General features: G+C 70.3%; 8 protein-coding genes. 1 reads left to right on the top strand and 7 read right to left on the bottom strand.

What is annotated here, in order from left to right; translation table 11 throughout:
• Positions 1-3 precede the first annotated feature (3 nt).
• The 5 genes from fxsT (C4U03_RS09830) to C4U03_RS40325 form a co-directional block, all read right to left on the bottom strand.
• Positions 4-4,149, bottom strand: coding sequence for an FxSxx-COOH system tetratricopeptide repeat protein (gene fxsT / locus C4U03_RS09830; RefSeq protein WP_103937361.1), 4,146 nt, complete (start codon positions 4,147-4,149; stop codon positions 4-6).
• Complete coding sequence (locus tag C4U03_RS09825; protein WP_103937360.1) at positions 4,146-5,156, bottom strand: AAA family ATPase; 1,011 nt, start codon at positions 5,154-5,156, stop codon at positions 4,146-4,148. The genes fxsT (C4U03_RS09830) and C4U03_RS09825 overlap by 4 nt, the downstream gene beginning before the upstream one ends.
• Positions 5,157-5,173: 17 nt before the next feature.
• Positions 5,174-6,658 (bottom strand): VMAP-C domain-containing protein, encoded by a 1,485-nt coding sequence (locus tag C4U03_RS09820; protein WP_146087298.1) that lies wholly within the window; start codon positions 6,656-6,658, stop codon positions 5,174-5,176.
• A 243-nt stretch (positions 6,659-6,901) separates the two neighbouring features.
• Entirely contained in the window at positions 6,902-8,368 is a 1,467-nt protein-coding gene (locus C4U03_RS09815; RefSeq protein WP_160146937.1) for an MFS transporter, read from the bottom strand.
• 681 nt (positions 8,369-9,049) lie between these two features.
• On the bottom strand, positions 9,050-9,226 hold the full coding sequence (locus tag C4U03_RS40325) for a hypothetical protein (protein WP_160146936.1): 177 nt from the start codon (positions 9,224-9,226) through the stop codon (positions 9,050-9,052).
• A gap of 316 nt (positions 9,227-9,542) precedes the next feature.
• On the opposite strand from C4U03_RS40325, the gene fxsT (C4U03_RS09810) reads away from it, so the two are divergent.
• On the top strand, positions 9,543-12,116 hold the full coding sequence (fxsT, locus tag C4U03_RS09810; protein WP_103937357.1) for an FxSxx-COOH system tetratricopeptide repeat protein: 2,574 nt from the start codon (positions 9,543-9,545) through the stop codon (positions 12,114-12,116).
• Between the two features lie 105 nt (positions 12,117-12,221).
• Here the strand turns inward: fxsT (C4U03_RS09810) and C4U03_RS09805 are convergent, their stop codons facing one another.
• Entirely contained in the window at positions 12,222-13,559 is a 1,338-nt protein-coding gene (locus C4U03_RS09805; RefSeq protein WP_103937356.1) for an HEXXH motif domain-containing protein, read from the bottom strand.
• Entirely contained in the window at positions 13,559-14,806 is a 1,248-nt protein-coding gene (locus C4U03_RS09800) for an FxsB family cyclophane-forming radical SAM/SPASM peptide maturase (protein WP_103937355.1), read from the bottom strand. The genes C4U03_RS09805 and C4U03_RS09800 overlap by 1 nt, the downstream gene beginning before the upstream one ends.
• Positions 14,807-15,565 lie beyond the last annotated feature (759 nt).

Genomic DNA, 15,565 nt, shown 5'->3' with positions numbered 1-15,565 from the left:
TGATCACAGCGGAATCGGCTCGATGTCACACTCGACCAGTTCGCCCGCGCCGGCCCGGCGCACGTCGGGGTGATCGGCCCCCAGGGCGCGCGTCAGGTCGGGCAGCGGATCCGGCTGCGACGGCTCGCGGCCCAGCCGCTCGGCGATCACTCGGTGATTGTGGGCGCAGACCAGGCTGTAGACATGGTCGGGGCCGTGGTGCGCCCGGAAACGGGCGAGCGTGTCCTTCGAGCGGCTCAGCGCCGCCTCCAACCGCCCGGTGAAGAACAGATCGTGCACCAGGCCGACGGAGCAGCAGAGCGAGTAGTAGTGGTCGACGCCGAGCCTGCGCTGCAGCGCGTGCAGTGAGGAGTCGTCCACCAGCAACGCCGCGTCGTGGGAGCCGAGCGCCCTCAGACTGAGGGCGAGATCAGTGCCGCACGCGTGGACGAACGGATGGTCGGCGCCCAGGAGCCGGTGGTAGCCACGCCGGGCCTCCTCGCTCAGCGTCCGCCCGCGTTCGGCGTCGCCGGTGACCGCACACGCCACCGCCAGGCTCCGCTGCGCCGCCAGCGTGTCGGGATGCTCGGGGCCGAACCGCTGCAAATGGAGCTGGAGCGTCGTTTCGGCCAGCTCCCTGGCCTGTTCGTGGGGCCCCAGCTTGCGCAGCGTGCCGACATGGCTCATCTGCGCCTGCAGGACGACGGTGTGGTCGGGGCCGAGCGTCTCCCGCATCACCTCCAGGGCCTGCTGTTGCAGGATCTCGGCCTCGCGGTACCGGCCCAATCCGTGCAGGTCACGGGCGACCTGGTTCATCGCCAGCAGGGTGTTGCGATGCCGCCCCAGCCGGCGCATCCGGTCGAGGGCGTCCCGGTCGATCTCGTGGGCCTCCCGGAACCGGCCCAGCAGCCGCAGGTCGATGCTCACGTTGTTGGCGACCATGAGCGTGGTGCGGTTGTCCCTGCCGAACATGCGGACCATGCGCCCCATGGTCCGCTGGTCGAGCTCCAGCGCCCGGGTGAAATCCCCTTGCAGCCGCAGGTCGGCGCCGACGCTGTTGGCGACCAGCAGCGTTTCGCGATCGTTGGGGCCGAAGCGCTCCATGGCCCGATCGAGGGTCTGCGAGTTGAGGCGTCGGGCGTCGGCGACCTTCCCCAGAGCGCGCAGCACGTTGCCCATGTTGTGGCAGGTCCGCAGCACCAGCCTGTCGTCGGGACCCAGGATGTCGGTCCACCGCTCCAACGCCGCCTGGCCGAGCGTCCGCGCGCCTTCGAAGTCCCCCAGCAGGTAGAGGTAGCGCACCTGGTCGAGCGCCACCTCCCGGATCTGCGTGGTCGCGCCGTCGATGACCCCGGCCGGCACCACGTGGGGGGTGATCTGCGCCCGGCGCGCCCAGGTGGTCTCGTCTTCGGGAGGCCGCTCCGGCATCGCGGCGGCCAGGACGCGGTGGACCTGGCCGCGGATCCGCGCGCCCTTCGGTCCCGACAGCTTGGCCTGCAGCATCGTCCGCACCAGCCGGTGCACCTGGAGGCTGGCCGTCTGCCGGTCGTAACGGCCGAGCGCGTGGCGGCCGATGTCGCGCATCGACCAGGTCAGCCGCTCGGGGTCGGTGAGGGTCGCCTGCAGCGCCGCGGGCAGCCGCGCCCGGCCGCCGGCCGACAGCAGCTCTCGGACGACCGGCTCGGGCCCGAAGAACGCCCACAGCTCCAGCAGCCTGGCGGTGGCCGGCGCGTCCTGCCGCAGCCGCTCGAAGTTCACCCCCAGCGTCGCCGCCAGCGGCACCGGGTACTCCGGCGGCAGGTCGAGGATCCATTTCTGGCCGAGTTGCTCCTCCAGCGACCGCAGGTGCTCCTCGACACCGCGCCCGGTCTCCGCCAGCAGCGCCGCGGCTTGTTCCACTGCCAGCGGCAGGTCGCCCACCCGGGCCGCCAGCCGGTCGGCCTCGGTCACCGACAGGCGCGGCACCCGGCGGCGCAGGAACGCGATGCTCTCCGGCCGCTCGAACACCCCCACCCGGAGGGCGGTGGCACGCTCGGCCCAGCGCCGGTCTCCGGAGGTGACCAGGACGTGCCCCACGCCGTCCTGCCGCAGGGTGACCAGCCGTCCCTCGACGAAGTCGACCGGCATCAGCGGTGTCAGCTCGTCTGGATCGGCCGCGTTGTCGTAGACCAGCAGCCACCTGCGGTACCGGCTGCCCCTGCGCAGCTCCCGGAGCACCCGGTCGACGGTGCGGTTGATGTCGTCGCTCAGCGGCGTGCCGAGGCGGCGGGCCAGTTCCGCCAGGGACGACCTGGCCAGGGTGACCTGCTCGGTGGGGATCCACCAGATGAGGTCGTAGTCGGCGGCGTGCCGGTGGGCGAACTCGGCCGCCAGCTGGGACTTGCCCTCACCGCCGAGGCTGTCGGCCTGCGGCGTCAGCACGGTGACGCCATCGTCCAGCCGCCGGCGGATCTCAGGCAGGAGTTCGTCGCGTCCGGTGAAGTCCGGGTTGCGCGGCGGCAGGCCGCCCCTGATCACCGGCTCCGCGGCTCTGGGCGGTCGCGTCCGGGAGGCCGGCGGGCCGGCGGCCGCCTCGTCCTCCTCGACGTCATCGGACGGCAGCGAAGCACCCGGGCCGCGGTCGGCCGTCAGCCGTTCGGCGATCGCGGTGTAGCGCCCGCCGAGCCGGGCCAGCACCTGCGCCGTCACCCGGGCGAACGGCGGATCGACGGACAGCGCGCCGGAGCCCTGTTCCATCGCCCGCAGCAAGGCCGGGAAGTCCAGCACCGAACCCCATCTGATCCGGATGACCTCCCAGACCTCGCGCAGCACGCGCACCGCCTCACCGCGGCCCAGCGCGCCCAGCAGGACGTCGCGGACGCCGTCGAGGAACTCGTACTCGGCCTGTTCGGGGTCCTCGGGGACGTCCACCTTGCGCAGCAGCCCGCTCAGGAAGACCTCGGCCAGGTGCGCGGGCCGGGAGTCGGGCAGCATGGCCCGCTGGACCAGCCGCATCACCGGCGGACGCAGCGGAGCGGCCGCCAGGTACACGGCCAGTTGGAACGCCGGAGGTGATGCGGACGCCCGGAACCGCATCACCCGTTCCAGGGGAGAGAGTTCGTCCTGGCCGTTCTCGGGCAGGTCCTCGGAGACCGGGCGGCCGGTCATCAGCGCCATGCCGTTGAGCCGGCTCGCCCCACCGCCCACCAGTTCGGCCCATGGCCGCAGCCACCGCGGCTCCAGTTCCAGCACCGGAATGGCGATCCCCGGCGGTGGCTCGGCCGCTTCGCGCGAGCGCACGTCCAGGCGCTCGTTGGGCTGCGCCGGCTGCGAGGCCCTGATCGAGACCGGCTCCAAGGCCGCCGCGCAGCGCCACCAGAGCCGTTGCGGCAGCGGCTGCACGATGGCCACGGGCCCCATCCGGCCCCAGCGTTCCAGCAGCGCGGCCGCCTGGCCGTCTCGCCAGGCACGGCCGACGCAGTCGCTGATGACCAGCACCACCCGGCGGCGGGTCGGGTCGATCAGCTCGTTCGGGTTGCGTCCGGGGCCGGTGCGGGAGGCGTGGGCGCGCAGCGTCAGCCGGTCGCTGTCGGTGTCGATCCGCCACACCCGGACGTCGCGGAAGGCGGCGAGCCGTTCCAGAACGGCCTGGAACTCGCTGACGGTGCGCTGCCAGACCGTCATGGAGACGCTGTCGTCGATCACCAGCGCGACGTCCAGCCATCGCTCCGGTTCCGGGCGCAGCTCCGGTCGCCAGACGCCGGTTTCGGCGATCTGCTGGGCGGTGGCCTCCTCGTCCAGGTACGCGCGGGTGCGGGAGGCCGCCCCCACCCGCAGCGGGCGCAGCGCCCGGGCCAGCCGCAGCGCCCGGGGGATCGCGGGCATGGCCGGGCTGCGCACGACCTGCGAGCCCGAGGAGCGCGGCGGGGCCATGTGCAGCCCCGCCTGAGCGGCTGCCGACCTGACCTGGACGGGCCGGTCCGGAGGGTTCGGGGGAGTGTCCGGCGGCTCGGGGAACGGCTCCTTCTCCCGCCCGTCGAATGCCGGCGGCGCCTGCCCGTCGGCCGCGGCGTCGGGTCGCCCGCTCTGCCGTGCGGGCAGATACCGGGCCAGCCAGAGGGCGTCGGCCAGCTCTCCGGCGGTCGGCTGCGGATCGAGCCCGCGCAGGGCCTCGATCAGCCGGTCGATCATCCCGATCCGGCGGCGTCGAGCGGGCGCAGGATGGCCTCGCGCAGCTCCTCCAGGTCGCTCTGCGGCGGGCGTGCCCCGGAGGTGGCGAGATAGATGGCGTTCAGCAACTGGTCGGTGGCCAGGTCGCCGCGGGTCTGGCGGTCCAGGAACTCCTGGATGATGTCGCCGCTGCGCTCCCGGGCCTGCCTGCCCAGATGCGCCTCGACGATGTCGGCGAGCTGTTCGGGGGTGGGCGGCTCGATCATCAGCCGGATGCAGCGGCGCAGGAACGCCGGAGGGAACTCGCGCTCCCCGTTGCTGGTGATGATCACTATGGGGAAGGCCGTGCAGCGCACCTGACCTCGCTCCACCGGCACCCGGGCCCGCTCGTCGGAGGTCATCACGTGGACCATCGGCTGTTCCTCGGGCAGCCGGTCCAGCTCCGGGATCGTGAAGCCGCCCTCCTCGAACACGTTGAGCAGGTCGTTGGGGAGGTCGATGTCGCTCTTGTCGAGTTCGTCGATCAGCAGCACCCGGGGCCTGGGCCGCGGCAGCAGCGCCGTCCCCAGCGGGCCGAGGCGGATGAAACGGCCGATGTCCGGCGCGGCGGCGTCGGCGGCGGGCGCCGCGGCCTGACGCAGGCTCGTCTCGTGCAGCCGGCCGATCGCGTCGTAGCGGTACAGCCCCTGCTCCAGCGTGGACTTACTGGTGATGGGCCAGTAGAGCACCGGCTCCAGCCCCAGCTCATAGGCGACGTTGTAGGCCAGGGTCGACTTGCCGGTGCCGGGCCTGCCCGTCACCAGCAGGGGCCGCCGCAGATAGACGGCCGCGTTGACCATCTTGACCGCGTTCTTGTCGGGGCGGTAGGACAGCGCGCGGTCCCTGCGCCGGTCGGTGCCGGAACGATCGAAGCGGCGCCACGGCGGAGGCTCCGGCAACCGTTCCAGCCCGTCGTGCGGCCGGCCGTCGCCCCGGTAGATGAACCAGGTCTCGTCCTGTGCGGCGGATGCGGGCTCGGTCGTCGCCATGGGTCCTCCAGCGGTGGTCAGGCCGGCGCGCTGAGCCGGACGTAAGGCTCGGGAAGCCGATCGGCGTCGTCGAACATCAAGGTGAGCTGGAATCCGAGATGGTTCTCCGCGGCGGTCTCGTCCAGCGCCCGCAGGGCCTTGCGCCGCAGCGCCAGCACACTTTCGGGGAGCTCCAGCGCCCCCTGGCCCCACAGCTCCTGGACCTCGGCGAAGAAGCGGCCCGGCTCGCGCTCCCAGCGGCACCAGACGGCGATCGGCACGCCCGCGTGCAGGCCGACCTCCAGCTCGTCGGGCGGGCTCTCGTACTCGTTCCGCGGGATGAACGCCAGCGCGAGGCAGACCGAGGACTCGTCCGACACCAGCGTGTTGTACAGGCGCTCCTCGTCGAAGTCGGCATGCCGGGGAAGCCGGCACATGCCGGCCCGGGCCGGATTGTCGCGCAGCCAGTTCCACTTGCGCCGCCAGTTGTGGTGCAGCGCGGGCTTACGCATCCGGTCGAAGCTGCGCACCACGATCGGGTATTCGATCCCCAGCCGGCGTTCCAGTCCCTCGATGTCGACCCGGATCTGATCGAGGGGAACGCACAGCAGGCTCCGGGGGAGGACGAACTCCACGATCAGTTCCGGGCGCGGCCGGTTGACCACCCGGGGGTCGGTGAGCAGCTCCTCGATCACCCGGGGAAACCGGGTGCGCGGCAGCGGGTCCTCGTCGTCGCAGCGCAGCATGGCGCCGTGCGCGTCGTCGATCTGCAGCCAGGCCGAGGTGAGGTAGCGGTCGGCGTCGACGGCGTCGGGGCGGAACTCGATGATCAGATAGCTGCGGGGGCCGATGGACCTCGGTGCGCGTTCGACGCGCCCGCGAATCGCGTGCGCGGTTCCGGGCTCCAGCCCCAGACGTCTGGCGAAGCGCTCCGACCAGGCCCGCAGAGCGCCCGCGATGGGCTCGTCGGCGTGGGCCGCCAGGTTCTCGACGAAGGCCAGCAGGGGCGGAACCCCATCGAGCCCGACGGTCGCGTCCTCCAGCAGCGCGAGGACCTCCCGCAGGTCGTCGACGTCGCGGTTCAGCGGCGGGCCGAGCGGCCCCACCGCCCTGCCGTACAGGTCGCCGATGACGGTGCGGTCCGCGACGCGCATCCCGCCGCCCGCCGGATCGTGCAGCAGCAACCGGTTGAGCTCACGGCGCTCCTGCGAGGTCAGCAGCGGCTCGGGGAACAGTTGCTCGATCAGTTCGTTGAGGTTCTGCATGGCCCTGGCGCCTCCGTGGAACCGACCGACGATCATCGCCAGCGTACGGACCGCCCCAGGGTAGGCCAGGCAGGACTTCACCAAATGCAGCACGTCGTACACATCACGGTCATCGCGCTTGGCGGGAAGCCGGCAGCCCAGTTCCTCCTCCAGGAGATCGATGTAGAGGTCGCGGTCCCTGCGCCGGCGCATGCCCTCGACGTCCAGGAGGGCGTGAACCAGCTGCCATTGATCATCGACCCCCAGTGACCAAGCCACTCTCAGCCCCATCCCCTTTAGGCGCAGAGCCGCCGAAGAACCCCCGGTTAATCGTCATATCGTACGCGGTGTCCAGGGTTCGGTGCCGGTCTGCGCCGCTTCGACCGCGACGAGCCTTGCCCTCGGTAACGGACATTAATAAAGATGTTTACGGCCGTGTCAATGGAAGATGTGACCGTATTTCCGTGGCCATCGTTGTGGGATGGATCCGGGTGTCCGTAGTTCGATTTCCGGGCAACCCGTTCAGGTCATGGGCGCCGCTTCGGGATCGGCGGTCCGCGCCACCGAGGCGTCCAAGCCGGAAGGCGCCGCCGTGTCTTCGGCCGCGTCGGCGGCGAGCACGGAACGGCGTTGCCGGGGCCGCCCGGGCAGCACGCGCTCGGCCCGCAACTCGGACGCCCACCGCGCCAGGCCGGCGACCGGGCGCCGGCGGGCGAGCCCGGATCGTCCGCCGTGCCATTGCCAGGTGGTCCACAGCGACACGCCGAGCGTGGCGAGCGCGACGGTCAGTGCCGCGTGCCTGGTGTCCAGGTTCGACACCAGATAGCCGGCGACCAGCGCGCCGAGGGGTACGGCGCCCCGGGTGACGAAGCCGCTCACACCGGTCACCTTGGCCATGAGCTTCTCCGGCACCGCCTTCGCCCGGTAGATCGCCAGGGCGACGTTGAGATGGGCGCCGATGAAGCTGATGCCTCCCCAGGCCGCCAGGCCGACCAGCGGATGGTCGAAGACGACCACGATCGTGGTCATCGCCGACCAGCCCCACACGCAGACCAGTACCACCCGGGTCGACTCCGCGCCGTGCAGGGCCCGGCGGAGGATCCTGGGCGTCGCGAGCGCGCCCAGCGCGCCGCCGAGACCGGACGCGGTGAACAGTACGCCGATCATGGTCGCCGAGCCGATGCGCCGCTCGGCCTGGACGATGAGCAGCAGGAAGATCGTCTGAAAGGCGAAGTTGGTGATCGCGCAGACGATGAGGATCTGGCGCAGGAAATGGTCGTGCCACAACCGCGCCAGGCCGTCCCGGAACTCCTGGAGCATGGTCCCGCCGTGCCATGCCTCGGTTTCCGGTACGGGAATCCTCACAAAACTCAAGGTGATCAGCGAAATCAGTGAGAAGAAAGCGTTGGCTGCATAGGGAAACAACCGGCCGGCGTCGTACAGTAAGCCGCCCAGCGGTCTGCCCAGCAGAAGCGCGATATGGCTGCGCGCCTCGTTCTTTCCCATCGCGTCCGGCAACTGGTCGTCCGGTACCACCTGCCGGATGGCGGTCACCTCGGCCAGGTCATAAAGCGCGGAGAAGACCCCGTCGCCGGCGGCCGCGGGGATGAGCAGCAGCGGATTCTCTGTCAGATAGAGGCTGACGATCAAAAGGAGGGCGATGAGTAGCCGGGCGAACTGGCACGTCATCATCACCAGCCTGCGGTCGAAGCGGTCGACGAGCACCCCGGCCGGCAGGTGGAGCAGCAGGCTGGGAAAAGTGGAGGCGGCCGTCACCCAGCCGGCGAAGACGGGGGAACCGGTCAGCGAGAGGGCCAGCAGCGGGTTGGCGATGGCGACGCCCATCCTGCCGAACTGGGAGGCCGCCGATCCGCTCCACAACAGAGTGAAGGAACGTGGTAGCCGCCAGCGTCCGGCGTTCTCGCCACCGCATTTCTCAGTTTCGCAGTCGGCCACCCGCCCGTACTCCCTGACCGCGTTTACGGGCACGCGGCACACCTTGATCGAGGCTGGACATTCCACTGCCCGGGAAACAAGGCATGGTCCGGGCATGCGTCAATTCAGCGGGTAGCGTGACAAATCGGCCACGTAGGGTGGTGGGCCGCGGTTGCCCACTGAATCAACAGTGCTGCCCATGCACGGCGTGGGCAGCACGTCTTAACTTAGCGGACTTGCACGGCGATTATGGGGAAACTTGTCGAGTTTTTGCAGCATCGAGCACCGGCCCGGGCGCGGCCGGTTCTCCGCCCGCATGCCGCGTCCCCTGGGGGTCACGCGTGCCCCTGTCCCCGATGAAGGGCCCGGCTACCTGCGTTGACCGTCATGCCCGTCACGGTTGCGAACGGGCCGTTCTGGATTGCGTCGTCGCCTGGGAGGAGGCGCTCGTGAACCATATGGCGATCACGAGGCTCGATCGTCCCCCGTGGGGCATTTCACCGGGGAATGGCGGTCTATGCCGGAATATATGCTCTTTTCCGGCCTCGCGGTGCCGGCCTTGCGGCCCGGGGGTGGTGGCCCGGGGCGGCAGGCGGCCACCGGTGCGGTGACGGCCCTTGGGCTCCGCGGCGTGAACGTCCGCCGAGTCGCCCGTCCCGGGCCGCCCACCGACACGGTGAGGCGGTCGCCCGGCCGGGGGGTGCCGTACCGTGCCGGGCGGCGCGGGGCGAACGCCTAGAACGGCGTCAGCCCGCTGTCGAAGCCGGCGGCGGCGATCACGGGAGAGGTGTCTATCGCCTCGCGGAGCGTCTCCCCCAGTGGGTGCAACTCGGGTAGGCCGTCGATCTCGGCCAGTGTCAGCTTGGAGACGTCGACGAGTGCTTCCGCCGAGCCCGTCGCTGGATGCTGCATCTTTCCTCCCGATGGCGGCTGCCGTGATCGCCGCCCATGGCCGTGCGGCTCCGCATCTGTGAAAGCCCGCCCAGAAGTGCAGTCTGACAGAATTTCTCTGACGTGACCATCGGCACGTGTTTTGATCACTATTGTGTCGGGCCCGAAACCTGCGAAGTGGTCGTCCGGATTCTGGGTCGCTCGGCCTAATCCTTCAGATTAACTCCACGGCAATGACCAGTCCATGTCTCCTGAGATGGGATATTGACAGGTCCAGTCCTAGGATGAGCAATGGTGGCTGGAGGACGTGGTGGTCCGGACTGTGCGGAGGTAGGGCATGACGCAGGGCGAATATGCCAGGGCCGGACGGCTGCGGGAACCCATCCCCGACGTCTGGGGAAAGATTCCTCCGCGCAACAAGAACTTCACCGGCCGGGAAGAACTGCTCTCCGTCCTGCAGCAGGGCATCACCGGGCAGGTGACCGCGGTGGTCCCGCACGCCCTGCACGGGCTGGGGGGCGTGGGCAAGACCCAGATGGCGATCGAGTACGCCTGGCGGTTTAGGTCCGACTACGACCTGGTGTGGTGGATTCCGGCGGACCAGCCCATCCTCGTCCGTTCGAGCCTTGCGGCGCTGGCCCCGTATCTGGGCCTGCCGCCCGCCTCGACCACCGGCACCGAAGAGGCGGCCAACGCGGTCCTCGAGACGTTGCGCCGCGGGGAGCCCTACTCCCGCTGGTTGCTGATCTTCGACAACGCCGACGAGCCGGAGGAGCTCAACGACGTCCTGCCGCGCGGGCCCGGTCATGTGCTGATCACCTCCCGGAACCATCGCTGGGAGGCGGTGGTCGACACCGTCGCGGTGGACGTGTTCACGCGTGCGGAGAGCGTGCAGTTCCTCAGCAAGCGGGTGCCGCAGGCGATCAGTTCCGCAGAGGCCGATCACCTGGCCGAGGAACTGGGGGACCTGCCGCTGGCGCTGGAGCAGGCCGGCGCCCTGCAGGCGGAGACCGGCATGTCGGTGAGCGAGTACCTGCGGCTGCTGCGTGAGCGCACCAGCCAGTTGCTCCTGGAGGGCAAGCCCAGCGAGTACCCGGCGCCGATGACGGCGGCCTGGGCGCTGTCGGTGTCCAGCCTCGCCGAGAAGATGCCCGAGGCGGTGGAACTGCTGCGATGCTGCGCCTTCTTCGGTCCCGAGCCCATCCCCAGGGATGTCTTCTCCCGGCCACGTCCCGGGTTGGGCCCCAAGCTGACCTCGCTGCTCGACGACCCCATCCGGCTGACCCGGGCGATCAGGGAGATGGGCCGCTACGCGCTGGCCCGCATCGACTCGCCAAGCCGTACGATCCAGGTGCACCGGCTGATCCAGGCACTGCTGCGCGACGAGGTGGCCGAAGCGGCGCGGGCCAGGATCCGCAACGAGGTTCACCTGCTCCTCGCCCAGGCGGCCCCCCGTGACCCCGAGGACACCAAGCACTGGGACCGGTACCAGCAACTCGTCGGTCACATCGAACCGTCACTGGTGCGTCAGAACCAGGACCCGGAGGTCCGTGACTTCGCCCTCAAGATGGTGCGTTACCTGTATACGTCCGGTGACTACGCCGCGGCCCGGAGCCTGGTCAACTCGCTGCTGGACGAGTGGGCGGCCGACGCGGAGCAGGAGGATGTCCTCATCCTGCGAGGGCGACGGCACCTCGGCAACATCCTGCGGGCGCTCGGCGAGTACAACGCGGCCTACGAGGTGAACAAGAACGCGCTCGCGTCCGCCAAGAACCTGGTGGTGGAGAGCGGCGCTGAGAACCTTCTCCTGGAGAAGGAGAGAGAGGTTCTGGTCCTGACCAACTCCCTGGGGGCCGACCTGCGGGCCCACGGAGAGTTCACCACCGCCCGGGATCACGACGCCGACTCGCTCGAGCGGCATAAGGAGGTCTTCGGCAAGTCGCATCTGGAGACCTTGCGGGCGATGAACAACCTCGCGCTCGATCACGGCCTCAACAGCGACTACATCCAGGCCAAGGAGTTCCACGAGGTGGTGTTCCGAGGACTCAACGAATTCCAGAACCAGCCGGACCAGCCCAGTGCCGGCGAGGCCAGCCTCCTGAACGCATGGACGGGGCTGGCGCGGGCGGTACGTCTGTGCGGAGACTATTCGGAGGCCTGCGACCTGGGCGAGGACGCCTACGACTACGGGGTCGAGAAGTTGGGTCCCGACCACCCGTGGACCTTGCGCACCGCCAAGGACCTGTCCATCGCCTGGCGGCGCATCGGCGACTATGACAGGTCGCTGGAACTGGCCGAGGACATGCACGCCCGTCATGTCCGGCTGTTCGGCCTGAACCATCCCGACACCCTGGCCGCAGCGATCGCCCTGGCGAACATCCTGCGGGCGATGGGGCAGCTGGAGGCGGCGCTTGAACTGGCGTCCGACACGGTGCGCCGCTATCCCCGGGTGTACGGCGGCGAGCATCCCTTCACCCACGGCTGCGCGGGCAACCTGGCCCTGCTGCGGCGGGTCTGCGGAGATCCCAAGTCCGCCCGGGAGACCAACGAGAAGGCGCTGGAGGGGCTGGAGGCCAAGCTCGGACGCGACCACCACTACTCGCTGACGGTGGCCGGCAACCTCGCCAGCGACCTGGCGGCGCTCGGCGACCACGAGGCTGCCTGCCGGCTCGGGCGGGGCACGCTGCGCAGGATCCGCGACCTGCTGGGACCGGCCCACCCGATGACGCTGGCGTGCGCCGCGAACCTGTCGGTCGACCTGCGGGAGGTCGGCGAGGCGGAGCAGGCGGAGCAACTGTTCGAAGAGGCCATAGAGACCTACGCGAGGACGCTCGGACCGGAGCATCCGGACGCGGTGGTCGCGCAGGAACGACGGCATCTGGACGCCGACTTCGACCCTCCGCCCATCTAGGCCGCGGCCCTCCGGAGCCCGTCCGCCCGTGGCCGGTGGCGCCCCTGGGCGGCGGTGCGCCGCGGGCGGGAGACCGGTCCGTGGCGCCCGGCAACGCCGTTGAGCCTAGAGCGCGGCCGGCAAGGGCGGCTCGCCGTTGCGCAGACGCCAGCGGGAGAGGTGGTCTTCGGCGACCCTGCGGGCCCGTTCTCGGGCGGGCGCGCTCACCGGCTCGCGCAGCCAGGGCCGAAGGGTGCGGCGCATCTCGGTGACGAACACCTTGCCCGCCGGGGTGAGCCGGCCGCTGGCCAGCAAGGTGCGGGCGCCGAGTTCGGTGGCCTCCCGCCAGCGGGCGAAGTCGCTGTGCGCGCGCAGCGCCCGGTCGCCCGATTCGTGGTCGCGCTGCCGCCGCCAGAAGCCGGTGATCCCCAGATGGGCATAGGCGCCCTGCAGAAGCCCTTCGGGCGGCCGGGGATCCTCCCGCCAGGGTGCGTAGTAACGGCTGCCGTCATCGGGGCGGACCAGCCGGACCACGTCGAGCAGGGCGGTCAGCTTCGTGTGCTGTACCTCGTGCGCCAGGGTCACCGCGAAGAAATGGGCGTCGGGCGGCGTGGACAGCCCGACATTGCCGAACGCGTGCTTGGGGGTGGCGCTGGACTGGCCCTGCTCCGGCGGGACCAGCGGGGTCAGGACGGTGATCGACGCGGCGACCTCCTCCGCGGTGGTCCAGTGCCTGCTGAGCAGCATCCGCCAGGCCCTGCCGAGGGTCTCCCGCCAGTGTTCCAGCTCGCGGGCGTCGAGCCGCGTGCCGACGGGGTCGGCGCCGGGCGCACGGTCGGGGTCGTGATCGTCCAGCAGGAAGTCGACGCGCGTCCCCCGCCATTCGGCGCTGAGCCTGCGCAACGCCTCCCATCCGGGTCCGTCCTCATGGTGGTCGCCCGGCACCCGGACGGTGGTGCCGCCGGCGGTCACCTCGGCTCGGCCGGGACGCGACCGTACCAAGGCGGTGCTCTGGCCGGGCAGCGGCGCGCGGCCGAGTGATGGCAGCACGACTGCGCCGTCGCGGACCGGAACCTCGACCGCGCAGGAATGCCCCGCCCGGATCGCCGCCGCGGCGGCCAGGGCCGTCAGCTCACCCGGGTGCGCCGCTTTCCGGGCGTTGCCGTCGCCGGTCAGGGCGAGCAGTGTGCGCCGCGCCCACGCTCCGACCGTCGGATAGGCCAGGACGGTCCGGACCTGGTCCGGATGTGTCCGTTCGATGTCGGCCAGCAGACGGTAGGCCTGTCCGGCCTGGTGGGCTTCGGGATGCCCGGCCTCGAGCGCGGTGTCCCGTACCGCACGGATCAGCAGCAGGTGTTTGCTCCGCTGCGCCGCCTTGAGGTGTTCCAGGGCGTCGGCTCCGCCGCTTCCTGCGGCCAGGGCGAGGAAGGCCTTCTCGGGAACGCTGTGCCGGCCGAGGCTCATCACAGGTCACCACGTTTGCGAGAGGAGTGCTTGAGCGCCGCCAGGTCCTTGGTGACGGTCCGCTGGATGTGGGAGATGAGACGGAACAGGTCCGGGCAGTACACCGACGGGTTGGCGAACCCGCTGCCGGACCGGTAGCGGTGCGTGTACAGGCCCCCTCCGCAGACCCGCTGCAGCGGGCATGACCGGCACTCGGCCGCCAGCGCGCGGCGGCCGATCTGGCGGGCCGCGATGCGGGGCAGGAGGAGGGCGGTGTCGAAGGAGTCCCGCGAGACGTGCAGCGGGGTGCTGGTGGCGCCCTCGTAGGCCGACTTGAGGGTGTCGACCTGCTCGATGCCGCCGTTGGTCTCCACGACGGCGACGGCGACCGGCGACAGCCCGATCGACTCGCTGCGCGAGGGGCGGCCGACCAGCAGTCGGATGATCTCCGAGAACATCCGTACCCGGGTCTCCCGCACCGGGGCCCGGTACCAGCGGTCGAACACCTCGATCAGCCAGTCCCCGTAAGAGGCGGCGTCCGAGCCGGGGACCCGGCCTGGGGGCGGGTTGTCCCAGTTGCCGTGGGGGAGCAGGAAATGGACGGTTGGGGGCCGGAACCGCAGCAGCGCCTCATAGGTGGCCACCGGGTCGTTGTCCAGGTCGATGGTGCTGAGCAGGCCGCTGAACAGGTGGCGGTAGGCGGGTGCGGTCAGCCTGCGCAGACCCGTCGTCACCGTGGCGTGGCTGCCTCGGCCGTTGGCGCGCCGGCGGTGACGGTCGTGGCCCTCCTCGTCGCCGTCCAGGCTGACGCTGACGAAAACGCCGAGCTCGTCGAACAGTTGCAGAAAGACGGAATCGAGTAGGGTCCCATTGGTCTGTAGATGGAAGGACACCTGAATATCCGGATCCACCGCCGAACGTATCGTGTCCACCGCGTACCGGATGTGGTCGGGGCCGGCCAGCAGGGGTTCGCCGCCGTGCAGGATGACCTCCACCCCGGGCAGCCGGTTGACGCGGGCGTGCTCGGCGATCCGCAGGGCGACCCGGTCGAGGGTGGGCCGGCTCATCCGCCGGGGCTGCCGCCGCCAGCTCTGGTCGGCCATCTCGTACATGTAGCAGTAGTCGCAGGCCAGGTTGCACCGGCTGTGGATCTTCAGCACGAACTGGTGGAACGGGGTGGGACGCCAGCCGGACTCCAGCAGCGCCTGGACGTCCAGACGGGCCGGCCATTCGGCTGCGGCGCTCGCTGGGTCGGCAACGGCCGTCACGCAGATCTACCCCCACGGTCGGATGTGAGCGCGACACTGCGCTTTTGCCGGGACTTGTATGTTTATGCACGCATTTGAGGGAGTGTCAAACCTGTTGCCTCGCGTCGATGTCCGAGCCTGCGAAAGTTATCGGCCGGCATCCACCTGTGCCGAGTTTGTCAATGGAGAAATAACGCCTCGGAGCGGGAGAAGCCGGACGGGTCCGCCCGCACCGGGGTATGGTGCCGCCATCGGACCGTCAGATGCCGCTGGTGCGTCCGCTGCCTCGGACGGCGCCTGAGGTCCGCTCGGCCCCTGACGATCCGGTCGAACAACGAGATTTTGGCTGGTTTTTGCCACACCGGGATGGGTGTCTGTGGGTGACCGGAAGCGGCCATCGGGGTGTCCGGGGGCGGAACCGCCCGCGGATGCGGGCGGCAGGAGCGAGTCGGCCACCCGGTGGGGGCCGGGCGGCGTAGGATCTGCTGACGGCTGTTCGCCGTCGGACCCGTGCCACCCGACGGGTTCCGGCGGGCCTGGGGAGGGCCGGTCACCAGGTGACCGGGAACGGGCGGTCGTCAGGTTGTCCGAACACGTTGCCGAACGGGACTTCCTTCGGCGCCGAACCCTCGGGATGATGAAGACCTGATTCCGACCGGTGTTGTGATGGAGGCGGGGAGCGCTAGCCTGCTCCCATTCACTCATAGTGATGAAGACTAGCCTCGCAGTACGGGCTCTTGCGCTACCCGGAAGGCTGCTAGGAATGAGCACCGCTGGTCA

It is taken from the genome of Thermomonospora echinospora (assembly GCF_900108175.1).
Classification (GTDB): Bacteria; Actinomycetota; Actinomycetes; order Streptosporangiales; family Streptosporangiaceae; genus Thermomonospora; species Thermomonospora echinospora.
The sequence above is the reverse complement of the archived record's forward strand: the minus strand, read 5'-3'. Positions and strand labels throughout refer to the sequence as shown.

Bases quoted from the DNA above. Each gene is read 5' to 3' on its own strand.
- fxsT (WP_103937361.1), bottom strand. From the start codon at position 4,149: ATGATCGACCGGCTGATCGAGGCCCTGCGCGGGCTCGATCCGCAGCCG.
- C4U03_RS40325 (WP_160146936.1), bottom strand. From the start codon at position 9,226: ATGCAGCATCCAGCGACGGGCTCGGCGGAAGCACTCGTCGACGTCTCC.
- C4U03_RS09805 (WP_103937356.1), bottom strand. From the start codon at position 13,559: ATGAGCCTCGGCCGGCACAGCGTTCCCGAGAAGGCCTTCCTCGCCCTG.
- C4U03_RS09825 (WP_103937360.1), bottom strand. From the start codon at position 5,156: ATGGCGACGACCGAGCCCGCATCCGCCGCACAGGACGAGACCTGGTTC.
- fxsT (WP_103937357.1), top strand. From the start codon at position 9,543: ATGACGCAGGGCGAATATGCCAGGGCCGGACGGCTGCGGGAACCCATC.